The following is a 22,971-nucleotide window of genomic DNA, read 5'->3' on the forward strand; positions in this document are numbered from 1 at the left end:
GACGCCCAGTCCGGCCACGCGAGAGATCCGGGCCGGGCCTGACCTGCGCGGGTCCGATGACGTGAGCTGGTGGGGCTCGTGCGACCGAGTACGTGTGTCCTCCTGTAGCGGCGCCCCTGCCAACTCAGGCTTGGCCGGTAGGGCGAGCTCAGGGAGCGAGGCTGAGTTCCACCCAGACCGTTTTGCCGGGGTGGCACGGGGTGACGCCCCAGCGGTGCGCGAGCCGCTCGAGGAGTTGCATGCCGAAGCCGCCAGGCTCGGTGTTCTTGGTGGCACGCATGCGCGGCCAGCTGTCACTGTCATCGCTGACCGCGATGCGCAGCAGCCGGCCGTTCCAGGTGAGCCGGATCAGGGGTGGGCCGACGCCGTGGCGGATGGCGTTGGTGATCAGTTCCGAGACGAGCAGCTCGGCGGTCTGGATCATCCGGTGCTGGTGCAGCGGACCGCCGAAACCTTTCACGCAGTCGCGGACCCAGTGCCGGGCGGCCGCGATGCTCGCCGTAACAGCGGGGAAGCGCGACTCGCAGGATGGGATGGTCGGTTCGCCGTTCACGAGGTTCCTCCAGCAAGGGTGGCGGCCCTGCTCTGCCGGCGGCTGGCGCCGCGTACAGCCGGTCGCAGTCGTCTGTCGGGTTACCCCTGCCTGCGTGGTGAACCATCTGTGTCCGTCGGGTGACGGACTGATCCTGTGAAGGGTTGATCACCGCTGTCGACGGGGCTGGTGGTGGCGGACTGGAGTGCGCTGGCAGAATCTTCCCGCACACGACACGAGGCCACGCCGGTCGCGCGGCCACCGTGGCCCGAGGACGAGGGAGCCGGCATGGAACAGATTGCGGATGTGGAGATTCCGCTGGACCGTGATGTGTTCCTGCGCACTCTGGTGCGTGAGCTGGCGACGTCGCTGGAGTCGGTGATCGGTCTGGAGGAGGCGTCGGGCTACGTCAGCCTGGTGGGGCAGGCCGTCGGCACGCAGATCGACGAGATGTACCTCAAGGCACTGGGAACCGACCGTCTCACGGGTGAGCAGGTCGCCGAGGCGCTGGTGGACCTCAAGCGCCGTATCAGGGGTGATTTCCACGTCATCGAGCACGACGAGACGAAGATCGTGCTGGGCAACCGGGTGTGCCCGTTCGCGGAGAAGGTGGTGGGCCGGGAGTCGATGTGCATGATGACGTCCAACGTCTTCGGCACTGTCGCCGCCCGCAATCTGGGCTACGCGCGGGTGGTGTTGGAGGAGACCATCGCGCGCGGCGACGCGGGCTGCCGGGTGGTGGTGCACCTGGTGCCCGACGTGGACATCGAGACGGTGAGTGGCCGTGAGTACTTCGGCGACCGGGCTGTGGCTCCATGACCCTTGGCCTCTTCCGGGCCATCACGAGACCGCTGCCCCATCCGGTGCTGTTGTGCGGGGCCGACGGCCGCGTGCTGGCCGCCAACCCGGCGGCCGTCCGCTGTGACGACCGGCTGCGCCCGGGCACCAGCGTGTTCGATCTACGGCCGGACGACACCCCGCAGCTGCGTCAGCAGTTGGCTGTATGGCTGCGCAGCGGCAGTCCCGTGCCCGGCGCGCTGGTCCTCAAGGACGCCGACGGCCGCACGCGGCGTTTCCGCTGTCACGGGGCGCGGGCCACGTGGTGGGACGGCCCACAGCCGGCTCTGCAGCTGCATCTCGTCGAGGCCGGGGCGTCGGACCGGTTCGTCGTGCTCAGCCAGCAGGTGGAGGCACTGAACCAGGAGGTGGCCTTCCGTCGGGCCACCGAAGTGGACCGAGCGCGGCTGCTGGCCGCCGAACAGGCCGCCCGTGCCCGGTTGCAGCACCTGTACGACCTGACCGCCGCCCTGGCCGGAGCGATCACTCTCGCGGAGGTCTCCCGCGCTGTCAGCGAGGTGGCACCGGCAGCCCTGGGGGCCACCGCGGCGGAGCTCTATCTGCACTCGTCACGGCTGGTACCGCCCCTACAGCCGGAGGACAACGGCCTTCCGGTCGGCGCGGGCGGCTGGACCGACCTGGACCGGCCCTCTTCCTCGGACGGCCCGCTCACTCGTGACGCCGCGGACGCGGTTCCCCTGGCCCTGTCCCTGGAGGCGGACGGCGTCCACCTGGGCATGCTGATCGTCTACGGCTCGCTCAGCGCCACCGCTCCCGAGCATGTGACAGCGGTCACCCAGCAGATCGCCCAGGCTCTGCGCCGGGCCGGGCTGCACGAGCACGAGCACCGGGTCGCCGAACGCCTGCAGCTCAGTCTGCTGCCCCAGCTGCCACAGCTGCCCGGTCTGGAGTCTGCCACCTGCTACGCCCCGGGCAGTGACCTGCTGTCGGTCGGCGGCGACTGGTACGACGTCTACGACGTGGACTCCGATCACATCGGCCTGAGCATCGGCGACGTCGCCGGTCACGGACTGCGCGAAGCCACCGTCATGGCACAGATCACCGCCGCCCTGCGCAACATCGTGCCGCGCTGCGGCACCGACCCCGCCGCCGTCCTGGACGAGCTCAACACCTTCCTGGGCCGCTACCATCCGAACCGCATGGCCACCGCCTGCTACCTGGTCTTCGATCGCCGGACATGCACCCTGACCTACGCCAGGGCAGGCCATCCGCCGCCGCTGCTCATCCACTCCGACGGCACCAGCGCCTACCTCGACCGCGCCACCTCCCCGCCTCTCGGCCCCATCCGGAACGTCCGCTACCGGCAGGCCGACACCACCGTGACCGAGACCGACACCCTGCTGCTGTACACCGACGGCCTGATCGAGCGCCGTCGCGAGGACCTCGCCATAGGAATGGAACGGCTGACCGAGTTCGCCCACACCACCAGCGGCCTGAGCATCACCGAGCTGTGCGACCGGTTCCTGCACCACCAGCCCGAAGCGGCGTTTCCCGACGACCGCGCCCTGCTCGCCGCCCGCTTCCCCTCACCCTCCTGAGCGCGTCTCCGCTCAGCGAGAGCAGGGCCTGGGTGTATTGATCACGAGCGTTGTTAACGCGGGCCGGTCTTGATCGTGGCGGCCGGTGGACCTCGCCCCTGTCCTGTCGCGGGCGGAGGCCGTCCCGACGGGGAGCGGGCCGGCTGCCCCGACGCGGGACAGAGCAGTCGCAGACGAGTAAGTCGGGGCCAGTTATGACCAGGCAGCCCGCGTGCCACCCACCTGATGGTCCGTCGGAAGCAGCGTCAAACGAGCGTCGGGACGGTTTCCCCTCCACCTCCATGGACCGAGGAAAACGCGTCCATCACCTCGCGAGACCTCCCACGAAGCCACAGGTCAAACCCACCCCCCGGCACCAGGACACGTTCCACATCGTGCATTTCGAGGAACACGTCGAGCGCACCCGAACGCGCTTGAGCAACCTGTGAAATCTGCCGGTCAGAGCCCCTTTGTAGCAGGCTCGAGAATTGCCACGCACTCCACGTGCGACGTCATCGGGAACAGGTCGAACGCCCGCAGCGTCCGCACCCGGTACCCCCCGTCCCGGAAGTACGCCAGGTCCCGGGCCAGGGCGGCCGGGTCGCAGGCCACATAGGCGATGCGGCGGGCGCCCAGGGACGCCAGGTGCTCGACGGTCTTGCGGCCGGCGCCCGCGCGGGGCGGGTCCAGGACGATGAGGTCGACCTCGGTGATGCCGGTGCGCGGCAGGACCGCCTCGACCTTTCCCTGCTCGATGCGGACCCGGTCGAAGTCGGCCAGGTTGTGCCGGGCGTCCTCCACGGCGCGCTTGCCGGACTCGATGCCGAGGACCGCGCCCTTGTCGCCGAGGCGGTCGGCGAGGGCGCCCGCGAAGAGGCCCACACCGCAGTACAGGTCGAGGGCCATCTCGCCCTTGCGGGGCAACAGGCCCTGCATGACGGCCGTCACCAGGGTGTCCGCGGCCTTCGGGTGGACCTGCCAGAAGCCGCCGCTGCCGACGCGGTGGGTCCGGCCGTCGGCGCGCTCGCGGACGAAGGGGCGGCCGTGCACCCGGTGCGTGCCGCCGTCCTTATCGCCGACGCGCATCACCGAGACCGGGCGGTCGAGCTCGACGATCGGGAGGCGCGCTCCCGGCCGGGGCGTCAGGATGACCTGCCGGTCCTGGGAGCCGGTCGCCGCGATGGCCTCCACCGACGCCATGCCGGACCAGTCCCGCTTCTCGATGCCCAGCTCGCTGACGCCCTCGGCGGCGATCATGCAGTGGTCGATCCGCTCCACCTCGTGCGAGCGGTGCCGGCGCAGTCCGGCGTGTCCCTCGGCGTCGACGGCGTACTGCACGCGGGTGCGCCACTGGGGCACCTGTCCGGCGGGCAGCTTGTCGCCCTCGGCCGGCATCACCGTGCCGTCCCAGCCGACGTCCTCCGGGGACAGCCCGGCGAGCCGCTGGAGCTGCTCGGCGACGACCTCGCCCTTGAGCCGGCGCTGGGCGCCGGGCTTGGCGTGCTGCCAGTCGCAGCCGCCGCAGCGGCCGGGGCCGGCGAACGGGCAGGGCGCCTCGACGCGGTCCTTGGACGCGGTGAGGATCTCCACGGCGTCCGCGCGCAGGAAGCGGTCGCCCTCCTCGCCCTCGGTCACCCGGGCCACGACGCGCTCGCCGGGCAGGGTGTGCCGGACGAACAGGACCTGGCCGGCGTCGGTGCGGGCGATGCAGTGCCCGCCGTGGGCGACGGGGCCGATCTCGACCTCGTACTCCTCCCCCACCAGCGACTTCTTCTCTTCTGCCTGCATGGTGGGGTGACTCCAGATCGAGTGGGGGTTACGGCCCGGGCGCGCGGCTCCCGGTGGGCCTGACAACAGCCCACCAGTCTACGTGCGTCCGCGGGCTGCTCGTCCCGGCCCGGTCAGGTCCGGGTCCCGGGCTGCTCGTCCCGGCCCGTCACTTCCGGGTCTCGGGCTCCTTCGGCCGCTCGTGTGCAGGTCCGCGCCGCACCGACCCGGGGGCGTTCCACTCGCCGCGCCTGCGGGCGCGCAGCTTGGCCGCCTCGGAGGACTGGAGCTGGTAGGGCACCGACGTGACCATGATGCCGGGGGTGAACAGCAGCCGCCCCTTCAGACGCAGTGCGCTCTGGTTGTGCAGCAGGTGCTCGTACCAGTGGCCGACGACGTACTCGGGGATGATCACGGACACGGCGTCGCGCGGGGACTCCTTGCGCAGCCCCTTCACGTACTCGATGATCGGCCGCGTGATCTCGCGGTAGGGCGAGTCGAGGACCTTGAGCGGTACGTCGATGCCGCGCCGCTCCCACTCCTCGCGCAGCGACTTGGTCTCGGCCGGGTCGACGTTGACGCTGAGCGCCTCCAGGGTGTCCGAGCGCAGCAGCTTGGCGTAGGCCAGGGCGCGCAGCGCGGGACGGTGGATCTTGGAGACCAGGACGACCGAGTGCACCCGGGACGGCCGAGCGCTGTCGTCGCTGGGCTCGTCGGGGGCGGCGAGCTCGGCGGAGACGCGGTCGTAGTGGCGGCGGATCGCGGTCATCGTGCCGAAGAAGATGACCATGCCGAGCAGGGCCACCCAGGCCCCGTGGGTGAACTTGGTGACGAGGACGACGATGAGGACCAGGCCGGTGAAGAAGGCGCCGAAGGTGTTGATCGCGCGGGAGCGGACCATGTGGCGCCTCTTGGCCTGGTCCTTCTCCGTGGCGAGCAGCCGGTTCCAGTGCCGGACCATGCCGATCTGGCTGAGCGTGAACGACACGAACACGCCGACGATGTACAGCTGGATCAGCCGGGTGGAGTCGGCTCCGTAGACCCAGACGAGGAGGGCGGCGGCGCCGGCGAGGAGCACGATGCCGTTGGAGAAGGCGAGCCGGTCGCCGCGGGTGTGCAGCTGGCGCGGCAGGTAGCGGTCCTGGGCGAGGATCGAGCCGAGCACCGGGAAGCCGTTGTAGGCGGTGTTGGCGGCCAGGAACAGCACGAGGGCGGTGGCCGCGGCGAGCACCAGGAAGAAGAAGGTGCCCTTGCCGAAGACGGCCTCGGCGACCTGGGTGATGACCGGGTTCTGCACGTAGCCGGAGCCGACCGCGGCCCCGTCCTTGATCAGGTCGACGGCCGGGTTCTCGGCCATGCGGACCTTGGTGACCATGGCGAGCGCGATGATGCCGCAGAACATGGTGACGGCGAGCAGGCCCATCATGGCGAGCGTGGTCGCGGCGTTCTTCGACTTCGGCTTGCGGAAGGCCGGGACGCCGTTGGAGATCGCCTCGACGCCGGTGAGCGCGGCGCAGCCGGAGGAGAAGGCGCGCAGCAGCAGGAAGACGAGCGCGAAGCCCGCGAGTCCCTGGTGCTCGGGTTTGATCTCGAACGTCGAGGTGGGTGCCCGCATGGTGTCGCCGAGGACGATCCCGCGGAAGGCGCCCCACGCGATCATGATGAAGACGCCGGCGACGAACACGTACGTCGGGATGGCGAAGAGCCCGCCGGACTCCTTGACGCCGCGCAGGTTCATCACGGTCAGCAGCAGGATCACGGCGACCGCGCACTCGACCTTGTGCTCGACGACGAACGGGATCGCCGAGCCGAGGTTCTCGATGCCGGAGGAGATGGACACGGCCACGGTCAGGACGTAGTCGACGAGCAGGGCGCTCGCGACCGTGAGCCCGGCCTTGGAGCCGAGGTTGGTGGTGGCCACCTCGTAGTCGCCGCCGCCGCTCGGGTAGGCGTGGACGTTCTGCCGGTAGGAGGCGACCACCGTGAACATCAGCACGACGACCGCGACGGCGATCCAGGGACTGAAGTGGTAGGCCGACACCCCCGCGATGGAGAGGACGAGCAGCACCTCGCCCGGCGCGTACGCAACCGAGGACAGCGGGTCGGAAGCGAACACGGGCAGGGCGATGCGCTTCGGCAGGAGCGTTTCCGCCAGCCGGTCGCTGCGCAGGGCGCGCCCGATGAGGATCCGCTTGGGCACGTCGGTCAGTTTGGACACAACAGAGAATCGTATGCCCATGGCCGGGGGCGGAGCACATCCGGGGGATCGCCGTGCGCGGCGCACCGCCGTCACCTGCGTCCGCGCCGTGGTCCGGGGGGCGGAATCCGGACGTTACCTTGGAGCGTGGGTGCGGGCGGGACCCCGGCACGGGGGCCGCTGAGCCCACGATGCGAACCGCGGGGGATCATCGGCGGGAAAGCCCGGCATGATGTTGCCCAGCGGTCTGCGACCGGACCGCGCCTGTTGCCCGGCGATTCGAGAGAAGAGATATGAGCGCCACGTTCACGCAAGTCGGACGCCTATCGAGGAGTGCGGGGTAGGACCGTGCACATCGTCATCATGGGGTGCGGCAGGGTGGGCTCCGCTCTGGCCCAGACCCTGGAGCAGCAAGGGCACACGGTCGCAGTGATCGACCAGGACCCCACCGCGTTCCGCCGGCTGGGCCCTGGCTTCGGAGGGCGCCGGGTCACCGGCGTCGGCTTCGACCAGGACACGCTGCGCGAGGCGGGCATCGAGGAGGCGGGCGCCTTCGCGGCCGTCTCCAGCGGGGACAACTCCAACATCATCGCAGCGCGCGTGGCCCGCGAGATGTTCGGCGTGGAGAACGTCGCGGCCCGGATCTACGATCCGCGGCGCGCCGAGGTCTACCAGCGCCTCGGCATCCCGACCGTGGCGACGGTCCGCTGGACCGCCGACCAGATGCTGCGGCGGCTGCTGCCCTCGGGGGCCGAGCCGCTGTGGCGCGACCCCACCGGCGGCGTGCAGCTCGCCGAGGTGCACACCTCCCCGGAGTGGGTGGGCCACAAGATCAGCCGGCTCCAGGAGGAGACGGGCGTGCGGGTGGCGTTCCTGACCCGCCTCGGTGAGGCGATCCTGCCCACCTCGCAGACGGTGCTGCAGGACGGCGACCTGGTGCACGTGATGATGCGCGCCGACGAGGTCGACAAGGTCGAGGCGGCGTTCGCCAAGGGTCCCGATGAGGAGGGCGGTCACTGATGAGGGTCGCCATTGCCGGTGCCGGTGCGGTGGGCCGTTCCATCGCGGGCGAACTGCTGGAGAACGGGCACGAGGTCCTTCTGATCGACAAGGCGCCGACCGCCATCTCGGTGGAGCGCGTCCCGCAGGCGGAGTGGCTGCTGGCCGACGCCTGCGAGATCACGTCGCTGGACGAGGCGGCGCTGCAGCGCTGCAACGTGGTGATCGCCGCGACGGGCGACGACAAGGTCAACCTGGTCGTCTCCCTGCTGGCGAAGACGGAGTACGGCGTCCCGCGGGTCGTCGCCCGGGTGAACAACCCGAAGAACGAGTGGCTGTTCAACGAGGCCTGGGGCGTGGACGTGGCGGTCTCCACCCCGCGTCTGATGTCGGCCCTGGTCGAGGAGGCGGTGAGCGTCGGCGACCTGGTGCGTCTGCTGCGCTTCAGCCACGGCGACGCCAACCTCGTGGAGCTGACCCTGCCGGAGGAGTCGGCCCTGGCCGGCACACAGGTCGGGGACGTGGAGTGGCCCCAGGACACGTCCCTGGTCACGATCATCCGCGGCACCCGGGTGCTGACCCCGTCCCGGGAGGACTCCCTGGAGGCGGGCGACGAGCTCCTCTTCGTGGCCGCGCAGGCCCGTGAGGAGCAGCTGGAGGACCTGCTGTCGGTCCGCCGTGAGGACGCGGCCGGCTGACGACCGGCCTCCCCTACGACGGCGGAGGGCGCCCCGCACACGCGGGGCGCCCTCCGTTCGTCTCGGTACCCGGGGTCTCAGACCTCGCGGCGGTGCCGTCCGCCGGTCATCTCGCCGGGCTCGCCGGCCTCGGCGGCCGTCGCGGCCCGGCGCTCCTCCTCGGCCTTCTCGGCCGCCTCCATCTCCGCGAAGACGTCGATCGGCGCCGGGGCCTTCGCCAGGAACACCCAGGTCAGCCAGACGGCCAGCAGGAACGGCGGGATCTTCAGGGCGACCAGCACCCAGCCCAGCTGGGTGGTGTCGGCCCACCAGTACAGCGGGAAGAGGATCGCGCACTTGGCGAGCAGGATCAGGCCCCAGGCGTAACTGGCCTTGGCGTACGCCTTCTTACGGCCGGGGTTGCGGGTACGCCAGGAGAGGTTCTCCTTGAACACCGGTCCGAGGATCAGCCCGATCAGGGGGACACCGCACAGCGTCGTGATGATGTACGCGAGGGCGAGGCCCAGCGTGTAGAGCATGCCGGGCAGGTAGAAGTCCTTGGCGTTGCCGGTCATCATCGCGAAGACGACACCGAAGGCCACGCCGAAGACGCCGCTGAAGGCGTGCTTGACCGTGTCCCGCTTCACCAGGCGCACCACGACGAGCACGACGGACACGGCGAGGGCCGCGAGGGCCGACATGTGCAGGTTCTTGTCGATCGTGTAGATCGTGACGAAGAGCAGGCCCGGCAGGACCGTCTCGATCATGCCGCGCATGCCGCCGAAGGCCTCGAACAGCGCGGCCTCCGTCACCGCGCGGGAGTCGTGCCCGGCGTCTGCGGTGGTGTCTTCGGTCGGCTTGTCGAGCGACGTCACCGGCTACTCCCGTCCGAGGGGTCTCAGTTCGTATTTCGGGTTGAACAGCACCCGGCGGCCCCGGCTCATGGCGATCCTGCCGGATGCGATCAGCCGGCGTCCGGGCTCTATCCCGACTATGGAGCGCCTGCCGAGCCACACCACGTCCAGCGCGGCCGTGCCGTCGAACAGCTCGGCCTCCAGCGCCGGGACTCCGGCGCGCGGCCGCAGGGTGACCGTGCGCAAGGTACCAGTAACCGTCACGATCTGGCGGTCCCGGCAGTCACCGATCCTGGTGCATCCGGCGGTCTCGGCGTCCTCACGCAGCTCCTCGGACTCCAGGTCCTCCTGCGACGAGGAGAGCCGGTCGAGCATGCGCCGGAACCGGCCCACCGCCTTTTCCGATCGAGGAACAGCAGTCATGTCTTGAAGCGTACCGGGCCCGGCTTCCCGAACCGATAGCCCGCCCCCGGCCCGGTGACGATGCTCACGGGGCGTCGCCGTACCGCTGGAAGGGCCCGAGGACGCCCTCCAACGCCGCGTCGGGGACTCCCGGGCCGCGGTCGACCACTGCGCCCCGGCCTGGCCGGCGAGGGCGCTGGGGGCCGGGTGAAGCGGCGGCGGCGTCCTTGACGCGACGCCGACGCCACCGCCGCCACCCGTGGGGGGTGGTCAGGCCGGGTTGTCGCCGTGGGTGAGGGTCTCCCAGGCGACGAACAGGTTGTTGGTGCCGGAGGGCCGGTTGCGCTGGTTCAGCGCCTCGGTGTTGGTCATGGCGTGGCCGAGCCGGTTGGCCAGGGCGTTGTGCCCGACCTCGGTGACGGGGCCGAGGCCGAGGTGCAGCGATCCGCCGCACAGCGAGCCGGGCACGGCGGCGCCGAGTTCGTACTTGGCCTGGAAGCCGAGCGCGTGCCGCAGCCGCTCGCCGACGTCGGTGCCGTAGAGGTCCTGGCCCTGGATGCGGCTGGTCTCGGCGACGTGGGAGATCGCGGAGATGCCGTATCCGGTGTGGGTGAGGTCGCGACAGGTCTCCTGGGTGAGGCCGGTGACGAACGTGCCCTGTCCCTGCCAGTAATCGACGATCTTGTCGCGGGTGTTCAGGTTCTGGCTGGGCACCGTCTTCGGCAGGTCGCCGTCGGAGGCGAGGTAGACGTAGGCGGCGGTGCGGGTGCGGAACTTCGCCATGGCCTTGTCGTAGGACGCCTTGTCCTCCAGGAAGACGGAGATGCCGACGGCGGCCTCCATCATCGACAGCTCCCAGTTCCCGTTGGAGTTCGAGCCGTTGATGATCTCGGGCAGGTAGACGGTGCGCAGCATCGTGGCGAACCGGCCGGAGTTCGCCCATCCCCCGCCGTAGGTGTACTTGATGATCTCGGCGGCCTTGGGCCAGGAGGAGCCGGCCCAGCCGGTCTGGAGGGGCGCGTTGCTGTTGGTGTGGTCCCTGATCACGGCGGACCAGGCGTCCATGAGCTCGATGGCCTTGCGGGCGTGCCGTTCGTCGCGGGTGACGTACCAGGCGAGGGCCTGGGTGTAGGCGGCGATGGCGTCCTCGCGCTCGTCCGTGCAGCCGTTGTTGGGGTTCGAGTACGAGCCGCACTCGACGACGGCACGGGGCTTGGGGGCGCGGTTGAGGTCCGCGTACTTGCTCGCCATCATCCGGTCGTAGGCGCCCTTCCAGGGCTGGGCGCCGGCCTGGACCTGGGAGCGGGCGAAGTCCAACTGGGCCTGGGAGACGGTGACTCCGGGGTGGACGAAGGTCGTGGGGGCGGCGCCGGCGGGCCGGGTGAGGGCGGTGGCGAGCAGGGCGGCGGCGACGGCGAGGAGAGCGGTTCTGCGCATGCGTGGGGGGCCTTCCGTTCTCGTATGTGAACGCGAAGCGCCTTTATGAACAGGCGCGCTGAGCCGAGACGGTAGGTACAGACCAATAGGGCGTCAAGGGTTCACGCATGAGAAAGGGCCGCACCCCCGGGGGTACGGCCCTCGACTGATCTCCGACTCAGCGGACCTCGGTGATCTCCGGTCCGCGCTGGAGCTGGCCCATGCCGCCGGAGAAGCGGGAACCCGCCTCCTCCTGCTGGACGCCTTCGGCGACCATCTGGGCGTCGTCGGGCAGCTTGAGGACGATCGGGTCGCGCGGGGCCATCGGGCCCTCGCCGCGGACCACGACCGTGTCCCGGAAGATCTGCTCGAGCAGGCCGGCCGCCTGCGGCTGCACCGCGCCCTGGCCCGAGATCACCCCGCGCAGGAACCAGCGGGGGCCGTCCACACCGACGAACCGCACGACCTGGAAACCGCCCGTGCCGTCCGGCAGCTGCACCGGCACCTGGGCCCGCAGCTCCCAGCCGAGCGGGCCCTCGACCTCGTCGACGATGCCACCCTGCTGGGTGATGCCCGAGCCGATCTCCTCGCGCACCTCGCCCCAGATGCCCTCGCGCTTGGGGGCGGCGAAGCCCTGGAGCTGGATGGCGCTGTCGCGCAGCACGACGGTCGCCGCGACGATGGCGTCGCCCGCGACCTCCACGCGCAGTTCCATGCCGTCGACGCCCGGTACGAACAGGCCGCCCAGGTCCACTCGGCCCTCGCCGGGGTCCCTCACCTCGGAGCTGTCCCACGGCCCGTCGGGACGCGGTCCCGGCTCGAGCCGTACGCGCTCGCGCGTGCCGTCGTCGTCCGCGTCGGTGTCGATGTCGACGACCTGCTCGGGCTCGCCGGCCGCGTCCTCGGCGGCACCCTTCTTCTTGCGACGTCCGAACACGTCACTGTCCTTCCCGGTCGGATACGACCGAAGCGTATCGATTCCCACCCGTAGCGCCGCCAACGGCGGCCCCATCGCCTGTATCGCTTGTGGCGCTTTCGCCGCCCACCTCGGCATGACCGCCGGTGGACCCGAAGCCCCCCTCGGCCCGTGCCGAATCGGGAAGCTCCGCGACCTCCTGGAAGCGAACCCTCTCGACCTGCTGGACAACCAGTTGGGCAATCCGGTCGAAGCGCTCGAACCGCACGGACTCGCGCGGGTCGAGATTCACCACGATCACCTTGATCTCCCCACGGTACCCGGCATCAACCGTCCCCGGGGCATTCACGAGGGCGACACCGAGGCGGGCGGCCAGCCCGGAGCGGGGGTGCACGAACGCCGCGTACCCCTTGGGCAGGGCGATGGACACCCCGGTGGGCAGCACGGCCCGCTCCCCCGGCTTCAGCTCGCGGCCTTCCGTGGTCCGCAGGTCGGCGCCCGCGTCCCCGGGGTGCGCATACGCCGGAAGCGGTACGTCCGGATCGACGCGCCGGATGAGGACGTCCAGGGGGGCGCGGCTCACGGGTTCACCTCGAAGGCGCGGGCCCGGCGCACCTGGTCCGGGTCGTTCATGGCCGCCTGGATCTCCTCCTGGCGTCCGTTGTCGATGAAGTGGTCGACCTTCACCTCGATGAAGAGGGCGTCCGCGCGGACCGCCACGGGGCCGCCGGGGCCGCCGATCCGCCCGGTGGCGGTGGAGTAGATCTTGCGGCCCGCGACCGCCGTCACCTCCGCCTCCAGGTGCAGGACCGTGCCGACCGGGACCGGCCGCACGAAGTCGGTCTCCAGACGTCCGGTCACGGCGATCGTGCGCAGCAGCCAGTTCAGCGAGCCGAGGGTCTCGTCGAGCGCGGTGGCGAGGACGCCGCCGTGCGCGAGGCCGGGGGCGCCCTGGTGGGCGGGCTGCACGGTGAACTCGGCGGTGATGCTGACGCCGTCCCCCGCCCGTGCCTCCAGATGCAGTCCGTGCGGCTGCTCGCCGCCGCAGCCGAAACACTCGCCGTAGTGCGCGCCCAGGAGCTCGCCGGGCGCGGGAGCCTCCGGGTGCCGTACGGGTTCCACGGCGTCGGCCGGAGGCTGAAGAGCTGGGGAAGTACCTCTCACAGGCGCAGACCTTACCCGCGCGTCGGCCGAGTCCCGACACCGTGCCAAGCTTGGATCCATGCAGCTCTCCGCCACCCCGTACGAAGAACGTCTCACCGCCCCACGCTCGTGGTGGCTGGTCTCGTTCCTGGTGGGGCTCTCCCTGGCCCTGATCCTGCTGCCGTTCGGCACCCTGCCGATGCTCGTCGGCCTGGCCGGCGGCACCGCCGCGGCGGCGGTCGTCGCCAGCTCCTACGGCTCGGTCCGCATCCGGGTGGTGGGCGACGCGCTGATCGCGGGCGACGCCCGGATCCCGGTACGGGCGCTCGGCGAGGCGCAGATCCTGGACCGCGAGGAGGCGCGCGCCTGGCGGACGTACAAGGCCGACACCCGCGCCTTCCTGCTGCTGCGGGCCTACATCCCGACGGCCCTGCGCGTCGAGGTCACCGACCCCGAGGACCCGACGCCGTACCTGTACCTGTCGACGCGGGAGCCGGAGCGGCTGGCGGACGCGATCCGGACGGCACGGGCCGCGGCCTAGATTTTGCCTCCGGGAGGCGGAAGTTTGACCGGCCGGCCGCGCCGGGGGCTCAGGCCGGGCCGCCCAGCCCCTTGTGGCCGCGCTCGGGCAGGATCTCGTCCAGGTCGAGGGGCTGCTCCGGCCGCTCCAGCGGCGGCAGTTGCGGCAACTCCTCCCAGGGCACCCGGACCTTGCGCAGGTCGGCGCGGATGCGTGCCGCGAGCTTTCTGGTGTCCCGGCGGTTCATGACCGCGCCCACGGCGGCGCCGACCATGAAGGGCATCAGGTTCGGCAGGTTGCGCACCATGCGCTTCATGATCTGCTGACGCAGTTCGCGTTTCATCTGGCCGCCCAGCGCCGCGTTGATCGTGACGGGCTTGAGGGGGTCGATGCCGCGTTCCTCGGTCCACGAGGACAGATAGGCGGTGCTGCGCTCCCGGAGGCCGCCGGGCGGGCGTACGCCGTACACCTCGTGCAGTTCGGCGATCAGTTTCAGTTCGATGGCGGCCACGCCGGTGATCTCGGCGGCCAGTTCGGTGGGCATCGCGGGCGGCACCGGGAGCATCGCCGCGGCACCGACGCCGGCCCCGACCGTGGAACTGGCGTTCGCGGCGCCCGCCACGAGCTTGTCCGCGAGCTGCTCGGGGCCGAGGCCCGGGAACTGGCGGCGCAGTGTCGCGAGGTCGCGTACGGGGATGCGCGGGGCGTACTCGATGAGGCGGTCGGCGAGGTATCCGATGCCGGCTCGGGCGCGGCTGCCGCCCTTGCGGACGCCTTGCGCGGCCCTTTCCCGCATCACCGCCGCCCGGCGCCGGGTCGCGGAAGCCCGCACCGGGTCGGGCACAGCAGGGGCGGGCGCCGGATCGAGCGAGGCTCCCTGGTCGGGTGAGCCCCGCTCGCCGTCACGCGCGCCGTGCGGGCCGTCGGACGGCCCGGGGTCCGCTCCCCGCAGGAAGCGGCGCTTCCGAGGAGGGGTCGAGCCGGTCATGCCCGACCCGTCCTCAGTCGCAGTCGCGGCAGATCGGCTGGCCGTTCTTCTCGCGGGCCAACTGGCTGCGGTGGTGGACCAGGAAGCAGCTCATGCAGGTGAACTCGTCCTGCTGCTTGGGCAGGACCCGGACGGCCAGCTCCTCGTTCGAGAGGTCCGCTCCGGGAAGCTCCAGGCCTTCCGCGGCCTCGAACTCGTCGACGTCCACTGCGGAGGTCGACTTGTCGTTACGCCTGGCCTTGAGCTCTTCAAGGCTGTCCGAATCGACGTCGTCGTCGGTCTTGCGTGGGGTGTCGTAATCCGTTGCCATGTCGCTCTCCCCCTCTGGGTGTCTGCGGTGTCTCCAGCGCACGTAACGCGTGAGAGGCCGGACTTGTGCCCGACCCGAGGCGGAGATTTTGCCTCACATCAAGGTCTGTTACTCAATCGACACCCAACCGGACTCCTCAAGAGTGATCGGCTTGGATGGCGAACGGGACCGTACACGGTCCGATTGCCGCTGTTCAAAGGCATCTCACCGTGTACTTCCCGTGATCAGGACCCCCGAAAACCCGGATTTTCCCGGCTTTCCGACCGGTCACATGATCACGGACAGTAGATGGCCGGAAAACCGTCCTTGTGATCGATCACACACGGGTTCCCTTCCGGGGCGGTGTGAAAATTCCGCGCAAAGCGAACAAGCCCACGGAGTGCCGTGTGTCGGCCCGTGTCGGTGCACATGCTCTCAGACCGGGAAGGTCACCCGCATCACGAGACCACCTCCCTCCCTTGGCTCCGCCGCGATGTGCCCGCCGTGGGCCCGGGCCACGGACCGCACGATGGACAGCCCGAGGCCCACGCCCTTGTCGCTGCCGGTGCGCTCGGTGCGCAGCCGCCGGAAGGGCTCGAAGAGGTTGTCGATCTCGTACGCCGGCACCACCGGCCCGGTGTTCGTCACGACGAGCACCGCCTGCCCGTGCCGGACCTCGGTGGCGACCTCCACCCAGCCGCCCTCCGGCACGTTGTACCGGACGGCGTTCTGCACCAGGTTCAGCGCGATCCGCTCCAGCAGCACGCCGTTGCCCTGTATGACCGCGGGTCTGTGCTCGCCGCGGATCGTCACGCCCTTGGCGTCGGCCTCCGCGCGGACCTGGTCGACGGCCTGCTCGGCCACCTCCGCGAGGTCCACCGGCTTGCGCTCGACGATCTGGTTCTCGCTGCGGGCGAGCAGGAGCAGGCCCTCCACGAGCTGTTCGCTGCGCTCGTTGGTGGCCAGCAGCGTCTTGCCGAGCTGCTGGAGCTCCACGGGCGCGCCCGGGTCGGAGAGGTGAACCTCCAGGAGGGTCCGGTTGATCGCCAGCGGGGTGCGCAGCTCGTGCGAGGCGTTGCCGACGAAGCGTTGCTGGGCCGTGAAGGCCCGCTGGAGCCGCTCCAGCATCTCGTCGAAGGTGTCGGCGAGCTCCTTCAGCTCGTCGTCCGGTCCGTCCAGCTCGATACGGCGGGACAGGTCCGAGCCGGCCACCGCGCGGGCGGTGCGCGTGATCCGGCCGAGCGGCGAGAGCACGCGGCCGGCCATCGCGTAGCCGAACGCGAAGGCGATCACGGCGAGGCCGAGCAGGGCCAGCAGCGAGCGGCTGAGGAGGTTGTCCAGGGCGGCCTTGCGCTCGTGGTCCATGCACGCGTTGATCGCGTCGTTGAACTCGGCGAGCGACAGGTCGCCGGACGAGTTGAGCGACGAGATCCCCGGGCAGTTGTTGCTGGTGATCTTGAGGCCCTGGAACTGGACGATCTTGAACAGTGGTTCGTTGCCCGTGCGCAGCGCCTGGGCGGCCAGCAGATAGATGATCGACAGCAGCAGGATGCCGGCGATCAGGAACATGCCGCCGTACAGCAGGGTGAGCCGTATGCGGATCGTCGGGCGCAGCCACGGGAAGGGCTGGTCCGGCTTGCGCGGGTCCCACGTCGGCTTGGGTGGCGCGGCGGGCGGTGCGGGTGTCGCTGCCATCGCCGGTCAGATCCGGTAGCCGGAGCCGGGCACGGTGACGATCACCGGCGGCTCACCGAGTTTGCGGCGCAGGGTCATGACGGTCACGCGCACCACGTTCGTGAACGGGTCGGTGTTCTCGTCCCACGCCTTCTCCAGCAGTTGCTCGGCGGAGACGACGGCTCCCTCGCTGCGCATCAGCACCTCCAGGACGGCGAACTCCTTCGGGGCGAGCTGCACCTCCTTGCCGTCGCGGAAGACCTCGCGGCGGTTGGGGTCCAGCTTGATGCCGGCGCGCTCCAGGACGGGCGGCAGCGGCACGCTGGTGCGGCGGCCCAGGGCACGGACGCGTGCGATCAGCTCGCTGAAGGCGAAGGGTTTGGGAAGGTAGTCGTCGGCGCCGATCTCCAGGCCCTCGACCCGGTCGCTGACGTCGCCGGAGGCCGTGAGCATCAGCACGCGCGTGGGCATGCCGAGTTCGACGATCTTGCGGCAGACGTCGTCGCCGTGCACCAGGGGGAGGTCGCGGTCGAGGACGACCACGTCGTAGTCGTTGACGCCGATGCGCTCCAGGGCGGCCGCACCGTCGTACACGACGTCGACGGCCATGGCCTCCCGGCGCAGTCCGGTGGCCACCGCATCGGCGAGCAGTTGCTCGTCCTCGACGACGAGTACGCGCACGTCGCTTGTCCTTCCTGTGTCCACCCGCGTAGCGCGCGGCGGCGCGCGCGGGCAGGGGTGTGGTCGGGTCCGTAGGCCTCCATCCTGCCCTTTTCGGCCATAAGTCGGCGGTAAGACGGGTGCGGGGCGACGGGGGCCGGCGCGAGACCAGGGAAGACGGGGCACCGGCGCGGGAATGCCAGATTTTTCGCGCGGGTTGAGGTTTCCGAGAAAGACGGCAGGGGGAGGACGGCATGTACACCCCGCGATCACGCTCTGCTTGTGCCGCACCACGTGCGGTACGGGATGATCCGCTTCCGCAGAGTGGTGGTGGGTGTCCGGCACCGTCGCCGCCCGGCTCGGGCAGCGCTGGGCATCTACTGGAGACGTGATCGCCCCTTCCGACGGCACACCCCCGTGCCACCGACCCACGACCCAGGACGAGGGGGCGCAGCATGGACGCTTTCACCGCAGGACTTCTGCAGCGCATAAAGGCGACCGAGTCCGACCTGACGCGGGCTCGCGACGAGGGCGACGAGTTCCTCGTCGAGGTCGAGCAGGGAGAGCTCGACGACCTGCGCCGCCTCGCGGCCGAGCACGGCGTCGAGGTCGGCGTGACCACGGTCTGACCGCCTCGGCACACGAGGGCCCCGGTGAATCCAGCACCGGGGCCCTCGCGCGTGCGGGCGGCTCAGTCGTGCCAGGCGCCGAAGTCCTCCAGGAGCCGCTGGAGGGGCTCGAAGACGCCGGGTGTGGCCGCCACCGTCAGATCCCGTGAGGGGCGCTCACCGGGGCGGCCACCGGTCACCGCGCCCGCCTCCCGGGCGATGAGGTCCCCCGCCGCGACGTCCCAGGCGTTCAGCCCGCGCTCGTAGTAGCCGTCCAGGCGGCCCGCCGCGAGATCGCACAGGTCGATCGCGGCCGAGCCCGAGCGCCGGATGTCCCGCAGCAGCGGGATCAGGCGCCGGGCCACCTCGGCCTGATGGGTGCGGACCTCGCTGACGTAGTTGAATCCGGTCGACACCAGCGCCTGCTCCAGGGGAGCCGTGGGACGGCAGGTGAGCCGGCGCTCGCCCTCCCAGGGGCCCGTCGCCCAGGCTCCCCCGCCGCGCACCGCGTGGTACGTCTCGCCGCGCATGGGCGCCGCGACCACCCCGGCGACCGTCTCGCCGTCCTGCTCGGCGGCGATGGAGACCGACCAGGTCGGCAGGCCGTAGAGGTAGTTGACCGTGCCGTCCAGGGGGTCGATGACCCAGCGGATGCCGCTGGTGCCCTCCGTGGCGGCGCCCTCCTCGCCGAGGAAGCCGTCCTGCGGGCGGTGGCCGGAGATCACGTCGGTGATCAGCTTCTCGGCCGCGATGTCCATCTCGGTGACCACGTCGATCGGGCTGGACTTGGTCGCCGCGACGGCGAGGTCGGCCGGGCGCCCGTCGCGCAGCAGGTCACCGGCGCGGCGGGCGGCCTCGCGGGCCAGGGCGAGCAGGTCCGAGGGCTGGACGTCGGTCACGGGGCTCCTCATGCGTAGGGGCTGTCGGCACCGGCCGCGGCGGGCCTGGGGGTGCGGGCGGGGCAGCAGCCGGCAGGGCACAGATGGTGGCTCGGGCCGAGGGTGCCGAGGGCGCAGGGCCTGACCTCCGCGCCCCGCTCGACGGCCGCCCGCTCCAGGACGAGGTCGCGGATCGCGGCGGCGAAGCGCGGATCGTCGCCGACGGTGGCCGAGCGGCGCATCGGCAGGCCCAGCTCCTCCGCCTTGGCCCTCGCCTCGGTGTCCAGGTCGTACAGGACCTCCATGTGGTCGGAGACGAAGCCGATGGGCGCGATCACGACCGCGGGGACACCGGCCGCGTGCCGCTCCTCGAGGTGGTCGCAGATGTCGGGCTCAAGCCACGGGATGTGGGGGGCGCCGGAGCGGGACTGGTAGACGAGCTGCCACGGGTGGTCCCGGCCGGTGCGCTCGCGGACCGCCTCGGCGATCGTGCGGGCCACGTCCAGGTGCTGCGTGACGTACGCGCCGCCGTCGCCGTGCGACTCCACCGGGCCGGAGGTGTCGGCCGCCGACAGCGGGATCGAGTGGGTCGAGAAGGCGATGTGGGCGCCGGCCCGCACCCCCTCGGGCAGGTCGGCGAGGGACGCGACCACGCCGTCGATCATGGGCTCCAGGAAGCCGGGGTGGTTGAAGTAGTGCCGCAGCTTGTCGATCCGCGGGAGCTCCGTGCCCTCCGCCTCCAGGGCGGCCAGCGCGTCGGCGAGGTTCTCGCGGTACTGGCGGCAGCCCGAGTAGGAGGCGTAGGCGCTGGTGGCGAGGACCAGGATGCGGCGGCGGCCGTCGGCGGCCATCTCGCGCAGGGTGTCCGTCAGGTACGGGGCCCAGTTGCGGTTGCCCCAGTAGACCGGCAGGTCCAGTCCGTGGTCGGCGAAGTCCTTGCGCAGGGCGTCCAGCAGGGCGCGGTTCTGGGCGTTGATGGGGCTCACGCCGCCGAACCCGAAGTAGTGCTCGCCGACCTCCTTCAGGCGTTCCCTGGGGATGCCCCGGCCGCGGGTGACGTTCTCCAGGAAGGGGATCACGTCGTCCGGGCCCTCGGGGCCGCCGAAGGAGAGCAGGAGCAGGGCGTCGTAAGGGCTGGCATCACGCGGATCTGGCATGGGGTCGATCCTGTCATCCGGTACGGACAGCGGGGCAGCCGACCGGGTGCCCGGCTCAGCCGGACGAGTACGTTAGGGTCACCTAACTCGTACGTCGTGTCGGACATCCGTACCGGTGTCGAGACCCTTTCCGTCCGCCGAGCCGCCGCCGTCAGCTGCTCCCGCCCGCCCGGAGTCCGCCGTGCCGAGCCCCTATCGCGCCCTGTTCGCCGCTCCCGGCAGCAAGCGCTTCACCAGCGCGGGCCTCCTCGGGCGGATGCCGCTGTCGATGATGGGCATCGGCGTGGTCACGATGGTGTCGCAGCTGACCGGGCGCTACGGCCTGGCCGGCGCCCTGTCGGCGACCATCGCGCTGTCGGCCGCCGCGGCGGGCCCCCAGGTCTCCCGCCTGGTCGACCGGCACGGGCAGCGGCGGGTGCTGCGCCCGGCCACGCTGCTCGCGCTCGCGGCGGCCGCCCTGCTGCTGGTCGCCGCTCACTTCTCGTGGCCGGACTGGGTGCTGTTCGCGGCCTGCGTCGGCATCGGCTGCGTGCCCAGCGTCGGGGCGATGGTCCGGGCCCGCTGGGCCGCGCTGTACGGCGGAACGGAGAAGCTGCACACCGCGTACTCGTTCGAGTCGGTGATCGACGAGGTGTGCTTCATCTTCGGGCCGATCATCTCCATCGGGCTGTCCACGGCGTGGTTCCCGGAGGCAGGGCCGCTGCTCGCCGGCTGCTTCCTGGCCGTCGGCGTCTTCTGGCTGACCGCGCAGCGGGAGACCGAGCCCGCGCCGCACCCACGTGAACGCCGGGGCGGGCGCACCGCGCTGGCCGCGCCGGGACTCCAGGTGCTCGTGGCCACCTTCGTGGCGACGGGCGCGATCTTCGGCGCCGTCGACGTGGTCACCGTCGCCTTCGCCGAGGAGCAGGGGCACAAGGGCGCGGCGAGCGTGGTGCTCGCGCTGTACGCGGCCGGTTCCTGCGGGGCGGGCCTGGTCTTCGGGCTGCTGCGGTTCAAGGGGGCGCCCGAACCTCGCTGGCTGCTGGGCATATGCGCGATGGCCGTGAGTATGATCCCCCTCCTACTGGTCGGGAACCTGCCGTTTCTGGCCGTGGCGCTGTTCGTCGCCGGCATGGCCGTCGCTCCCACGATGATCACGACCATGTCGCTGATCGAGCAGCACGTACCACGCGCGCAACTGACCGAGGGCATGACCTGGGTGAGCACCGGGCTCGCGGTCGGCGTCGCGCTCGGCTCGTCCGTGGCCGGCTGGGTGATCGACGCCGCCGGAGCGGGCGCCGGGTACGTGGTCCCGGCGGTGTCCGGGGCCGTCGCGGTCGCGGTCGGTTTCCTGGGGTACCGCCGGCTCAGCAGGCCGGCGCCACGTCGGGGAGGCACCGTTGGGCAGCACGGCGAGCGCGAAGAACGGCACGTGGCGTAACTGGGGCGGCAATGTGGCGGCGCGCCCCGCGCGGGAGGTCGCTCCGGCGTCGGTGGAGGAACTGGCCGGGGCGATACGCCGGGCCGCCGAGGACGGCCTGAAGGTGAAGGCGGTCGGCAGCGGCCACTCCTTCACGTCCATCGCTGCCACCGACGGCGTGCTGGTGCGTCCCCATCTGCTGACCGGTATCCGGCGCATCGACCGGGAGGCCATGACGGTCACGGTGGAGGCCGGCACTCCGCTGAAGCGGCTCAACATGGCCCTGGCGCGCGAGGGCCTGTCCCTCACCAACATGGGCGACATCATGGAGCAGACGGTCTCCGGCGCCACCAGCACCGGCACCCACGGCACCGGCCGCGAGTCGGGGTCGATCGCCGCCCAGATCCGGGGCCTGGAACTGGTCACGGCGGACGGCTCGGTCCTCAGCTGCTCCGAGCGGGAGAACCCGGAGGTCTTCGCGGCGGCCCGGATCGGCCTGGGCGCGCTCGGGATCGTCACCGCGATCACGTTCGCCGTGGAGCCTGTCTTCCTGCTCCAGGCCCGTGAGGAACCGATGCCGTTCGACCGGGTGCTCGCCGAGTTCGACGAACTGTGGGCCGAGAACGAGCACTTCGAGTTCTACTGGTTCCCCCACACCGGCAACACCAACACCAAGCGCAACAACCGCAGCGCGGGCCCCGAGCAGCCGGTCTCCCGGCTGAAGGGGTGGTTCGAGGACGAGTTCCTCTCCAACGGCGTCTTCCAGGCGGCCCAGTGGGCGGGCCGCGCGGCACCCGCCGCGATCCCGGCGATCGCCCGGATCTCCAGCACGGCGCTGTCGGCGCGGACGTACACGGACATCCCCTACAAGGTCTTCACATCGCCGCGCCGGGTCCGCTTCGTGGAGATGGAGTACGCCGTCCCGCGCGCGGCCGTCGTGGACACGCTCCGCGAACTGAGGGCCATGGTCGACGGGTCGGGACTGCGGGTCAGCTTCCCCGTCGAGGTGCGCACGGCCCCCGCCGACGACATCACGCTGTCCACGGCGTCCGGCCGCGACAGCGCGTACATCGCGGTCCACATGGCCAAGGGCACGCCGTACCAGCGGTACTTCACCGCCGCCGAGCGCGTCTTCACCGCGCACGAGGGGCGCCCGCACTGGGGCAAGGTGCACACACGGGACGCCGAGTACTTCGCGAAGGTCTACCCGCGCTTCGGCGAGTTCACCGCGCTGCGGGACCGCCTGGACCCCGGCCGCCTCTTCCAGAACGACTACCTGCGCCGGGTGTTGGGGCCCTGACCGGGGGCAACCGCACCACAGGAGACCATTCGCCTCCGTTTCTGCGCATTGCGTGAAGTACGCCACGTCCAAGATCCTCGAAGCGCTCAACGGACGGCCGAGTCACGCTTCTTGCCAGAAGTTGGGCGGCGTGCCAATCCACGCACGTGGCCCGAATGGAGTACTGTTGCGAGCCCTGGGTCCGGTCTCCCGCCTGGGCGTCCGTGGCCTTCAAGGACCG

Annotated in this window: 23 protein-coding genes; 8 read left to right on the forward strand and 15 right to left on the reverse strand. The window is 71.0% G+C overall.

Going from position 1 to position 22,971, the window contains the following annotated elements:
* Window positions 1-148: 148 nt before the first annotated feature.
* Entirely contained in the window at window positions 149-553 is a 405-nt protein-coding gene (locus tag ADL34_RS36160) for an ATP-binding protein (protein WP_062670412.1), read from the reverse strand.
* A 267-nt stretch (window positions 554-820) separates the two neighbouring features.
* Here ADL34_RS36160 and ADL34_RS20665 point away from each other — a divergent pair, with 267 nt between their 5' ends.
* Window positions 821-1,351, forward strand: coding sequence for a methanogen output domain 1-containing protein (locus ADL34_RS20665; protein WP_062670414.1), 531 nt, complete (start codon window positions 821-823; stop codon window positions 1,349-1,351).
* Window positions 1,348-2,928, forward strand: a complete 1,581-nt coding sequence (locus ADL34_RS20670) for a SpoIIE family protein phosphatase (RefSeq protein ID WP_062739805.1) — start codon at window positions 1,348-1,350, stop codon at window positions 2,926-2,928. Before ADL34_RS20665 ends, ADL34_RS20670 begins: the two co-directional genes overlap by 4 nt.
* A 438-nt stretch (window positions 2,929-3,366) precedes the next feature.
* Here the strand turns inward: ADL34_RS20670 and ADL34_RS20675 are convergent, their stop codons facing one another.
* Complete coding sequence (locus tag ADL34_RS20675; protein WP_062670418.1) at window positions 3,367-4,695, reverse strand: class I SAM-dependent RNA methyltransferase; 1,329 nt, start codon at window positions 4,693-4,695, stop codon at window positions 3,367-3,369.
* Between the two features lie 148 nt (window positions 4,696-4,843).
* The gene (locus ADL34_RS20680; protein WP_062670420.1) at window positions 4,844-6,892 is read right to left on the reverse strand and encodes an APC family permease; all 2,049 of its coding nucleotides are present in this window, start codon (window positions 6,890-6,892) and stop codon (window positions 4,844-4,846) included.
* 327 nt (window positions 6,893-7,219) lie between these two features.
* On the opposite strand from ADL34_RS20680, the gene ADL34_RS20685 reads away from it, so the two are divergent.
* The gene (locus ADL34_RS20685; protein WP_062670422.1) at window positions 7,220-7,891 is read left to right on the forward strand and encodes a potassium channel family protein; all 672 of its coding nucleotides are present in this window, start codon (window positions 7,220-7,222) and stop codon (window positions 7,889-7,891) included.
* Window positions 7,891-8,568, forward strand: a complete 678-nt coding sequence (locus tag ADL34_RS20690) for a potassium channel family protein (RefSeq protein ID WP_062670424.1) — start codon at window positions 7,891-7,893, stop codon at window positions 8,566-8,568. Before ADL34_RS20685 ends, ADL34_RS20690 begins: the two co-directional genes overlap by 1 nt.
* A 77-nt stretch (window positions 8,569-8,645) precedes the next feature.
* Here ADL34_RS20690 and ADL34_RS20695 read toward each other — a convergent pair whose 3' ends face one another.
* The 6 genes from ADL34_RS20695 to ADL34_RS20720 form a co-directional block, all read right to left on the reverse strand.
* On the reverse strand, window positions 8,646-9,422 hold the full coding sequence (locus tag ADL34_RS20695; RefSeq protein ID WP_062670426.1) for a DUF3159 domain-containing protein: 777 nt from the start codon (window positions 9,420-9,422) through the stop codon (window positions 8,646-8,648).
* A gap of 3 nt (window positions 9,423-9,425) precedes the next feature.
* Window positions 9,426-9,824 (reverse strand): OB-fold nucleic acid binding domain-containing protein, encoded by a 399-nt coding sequence (locus ADL34_RS20700; protein WP_063892338.1) that lies wholly within the window; start codon window positions 9,822-9,824, stop codon window positions 9,426-9,428.
* A 249-nt stretch (window positions 9,825-10,073) separates the two neighbouring features.
* Window positions 10,074-11,240 carry an alginate lyase family protein gene (locus ADL34_RS20705; RefSeq protein WP_062670428.1) on the reverse strand — a complete coding sequence of 389 codons (1,167 nt, stop codon included), beginning with the start codon at window positions 11,238-11,240 and terminating at the stop codon, window positions 10,074-10,076.
* A gap of 157 nt (window positions 11,241-11,397) precedes the next feature.
* Window positions 11,398-12,156, reverse strand: coding sequence for a DUF3710 domain-containing protein (locus ADL34_RS20710; RefSeq protein ID WP_062670430.1), 759 nt, complete (start codon window positions 12,154-12,156; stop codon window positions 11,398-11,400).
* Window position 12,157: 1 nt separating this feature from the next.
* A complete protein-coding gene (dut, locus tag ADL34_RS20715; RefSeq protein ID WP_062670432.1) occupies window positions 12,158-12,718 on the reverse strand; it encodes a dUTP diphosphatase in 561 nt (186 codons plus the stop codon).
* Window positions 12,715-13,299 carry a PaaI family thioesterase gene (locus tag ADL34_RS20720; RefSeq protein WP_062670434.1) on the reverse strand — a complete coding sequence of 195 codons (585 nt, stop codon included), beginning with the start codon at window positions 13,297-13,299 and terminating at the stop codon, window positions 12,715-12,717. Before ADL34_RS20720 ends, dut begins: the two co-directional genes overlap by 4 nt.
* Before the next feature lie 58 nt (window positions 13,300-13,357).
* On the opposite strand from ADL34_RS20720, the gene ADL34_RS20725 reads away from it, so the two are divergent.
* A complete protein-coding gene (locus tag ADL34_RS20725) occupies window positions 13,358-13,819 on the forward strand; it encodes a DUF3093 domain-containing protein (RefSeq protein WP_062670436.1) in 462 nt (153 codons plus the stop codon).
* Between the two features lie 49 nt (window positions 13,820-13,868).
* Here the strand turns inward: ADL34_RS20725 and ADL34_RS20730 are convergent, their stop codons facing one another.
* The 4 genes from ADL34_RS20730 to ADL34_RS20745 form a co-directional block, all read right to left on the reverse strand.
* Window positions 13,869-14,786 carry a hypothetical protein gene (locus tag ADL34_RS20730; protein WP_079034304.1) on the reverse strand — a complete coding sequence of 306 codons (918 nt, stop codon included), beginning with the start codon at window positions 14,784-14,786 and terminating at the stop codon, window positions 13,869-13,871.
* A gap of 13 nt (window positions 14,787-14,799) precedes the next feature.
* The gene (locus ADL34_RS20735; protein WP_005481602.1) at window positions 14,800-15,096 is read right to left on the reverse strand and encodes a DUF4193 domain-containing protein; all 297 of its coding nucleotides are present in this window, start codon (window positions 15,094-15,096) and stop codon (window positions 14,800-14,802) included.
* A 414-nt stretch (window positions 15,097-15,510) separates the two neighbouring features.
* Window positions 15,511-16,770, reverse strand: a complete 1,260-nt coding sequence (locus tag ADL34_RS20740; RefSeq protein WP_062670437.1) for a sensor histidine kinase — start codon at window positions 16,768-16,770, stop codon at window positions 15,511-15,513.
* Window positions 16,771-16,776: 6 nt separating this feature from the next.
* Window positions 16,777-17,430: a response regulator transcription factor gene (locus tag ADL34_RS20745; RefSeq protein ID WP_003993508.1), complete on the reverse strand. Its 654-nt coding sequence runs from the start codon at window positions 17,428-17,430 to the stop codon at window positions 16,777-16,779.
* 434 nt (window positions 17,431-17,864) lie between these two features.
* Between ADL34_RS20745 and ADL34_RS36405 the strand changes: the two genes are divergently transcribed.
* Complete coding sequence (locus tag ADL34_RS36405) at window positions 17,865-18,038, forward strand: hypothetical protein (protein WP_179199197.1); 174 nt, start codon at window positions 17,865-17,867, stop codon at window positions 18,036-18,038.
* A gap of 62 nt (window positions 18,039-18,100) precedes the next feature.
* Here ADL34_RS36405 and ADL34_RS20750 read toward each other — a convergent pair whose 3' ends face one another.
* Together ADL34_RS20750 and ADL34_RS20755 are read right to left on the reverse strand one after the other, a co-directional pair.
* Window positions 18,101-18,916, reverse strand: coding sequence for an inositol monophosphatase family protein (locus tag ADL34_RS20750; RefSeq protein ID WP_062670439.1), 816 nt, complete (start codon window positions 18,914-18,916; stop codon window positions 18,101-18,103).
* A gap of 8 nt (window positions 18,917-18,924) precedes the next feature.
* Entirely contained in the window at window positions 18,925-20,052 is a 1,128-nt protein-coding gene (locus ADL34_RS20755; protein WP_062670442.1) for a ferrochelatase, read from the reverse strand.
* Between the two features lie 181 nt (window positions 20,053-20,233).
* Here ADL34_RS20755 and ADL34_RS20760 point away from each other — a divergent pair, with 181 nt between their 5' ends.
* Together ADL34_RS20760 and ADL34_RS20765 are read left to right on the forward strand one after the other, a co-directional pair.
* Window positions 20,234-21,472, forward strand: a complete 1,239-nt coding sequence (locus ADL34_RS20760; RefSeq protein ID WP_062670443.1) for an MFS transporter — start codon at window positions 20,234-20,236, stop codon at window positions 21,470-21,472.
* On the forward strand, window positions 21,432-22,751 hold the full coding sequence (locus ADL34_RS20765) for a D-arabinono-1,4-lactone oxidase (RefSeq protein WP_062670445.1): 1,320 nt from the start codon (window positions 21,432-21,434) through the stop codon (window positions 22,749-22,751). Before ADL34_RS20760 ends, ADL34_RS20765 begins: the two co-directional genes overlap by 41 nt.
* Window positions 22,752-22,971 lie beyond the last annotated feature (220 nt).

This window comes from Streptomyces sp. NRRL WC-3605 (assembly GCF_001509795.1).
Taxonomy (GTDB): Bacteria; Actinomycetota; Actinomycetes; order Streptomycetales; family Streptomycetaceae; genus Streptomyces; species Streptomyces viridochromogenes.

What these genes read in the sequence shown, in the direction of transcription:
- ADL34_RS20670 (WP_062739805.1), top strand. Translation starts at nt 1,348, where the DNA reads ATGACCCTTGGCCTCTTCCGGGCCATCACGAGACCGCTGCCCCATCCG.
- ADL34_RS20665 (WP_062670414.1), top strand. Translation starts at nt 821, where the DNA reads ATGGAACAGATTGCGGATGTGGAGATTCCGCTGGACCGTGATGTGTTC.
- ADL34_RS20690 (WP_062670424.1), top strand. Translation starts at nt 7,891, where the DNA reads ATGAGGGTCGCCATTGCCGGTGCCGGTGCGGTGGGCCGTTCCATCGCG.
- ADL34_RS20700 (WP_063892338.1), bottom strand. Translation starts at nt 9,824, where the DNA reads ATGACTGCTGTTCCTCGATCGGAAAAGGCGGTGGGCCGGTTCCGGCGC.
- ADL34_RS20740 (WP_062670437.1), bottom strand. Translation starts at nt 16,770, where the DNA reads ATGGCAGCGACACCCGCACCGCCCGCCGCGCCACCCAAGCCGACGTGG.
- ADL34_RS20725 (WP_062670436.1), top strand. Translation starts at nt 13,358, where the DNA reads ATGCAGCTCTCCGCCACCCCGTACGAAGAACGTCTCACCGCCCCACGC.
- ADL34_RS20730 (WP_079034304.1), bottom strand. Translation starts at nt 14,786, where the DNA reads ATGACCGGCTCGACCCCTCCTCGGAAGCGCCGCTTCCTGCGGGGAGCG.
- ADL34_RS36405 (WP_179199197.1), top strand. Translation starts at nt 17,865, where the DNA reads ATGGACGCTTTCACCGCAGGACTTCTGCAGCGCATAAAGGCGACCGAG.
- ADL34_RS20675 (WP_062670418.1), bottom strand. Translation starts at nt 4,695, where the DNA reads ATGCAGGCAGAAGAGAAGAAGTCGCTGGTGGGGGAGGAGTACGAGGTC.
- ADL34_RS20755 (WP_062670442.1), bottom strand. Translation starts at nt 20,052, where the DNA reads ATGCCAGATCCGCGTGATGCCAGCCCTTACGACGCCCTGCTCCTGCTC.
- ADL34_RS20735 (WP_005481602.1), bottom strand. Translation starts at nt 15,096, where the DNA reads ATGGCAACGGATTACGACACCCCACGCAAGACCGACGACGACGTCGAT.
- ADL34_RS20705 (WP_062670428.1), bottom strand. Translation starts at nt 11,240, where the DNA reads ATGCGCAGAACCGCTCTCCTCGCCGTCGCCGCCGCCCTGCTCGCCACC.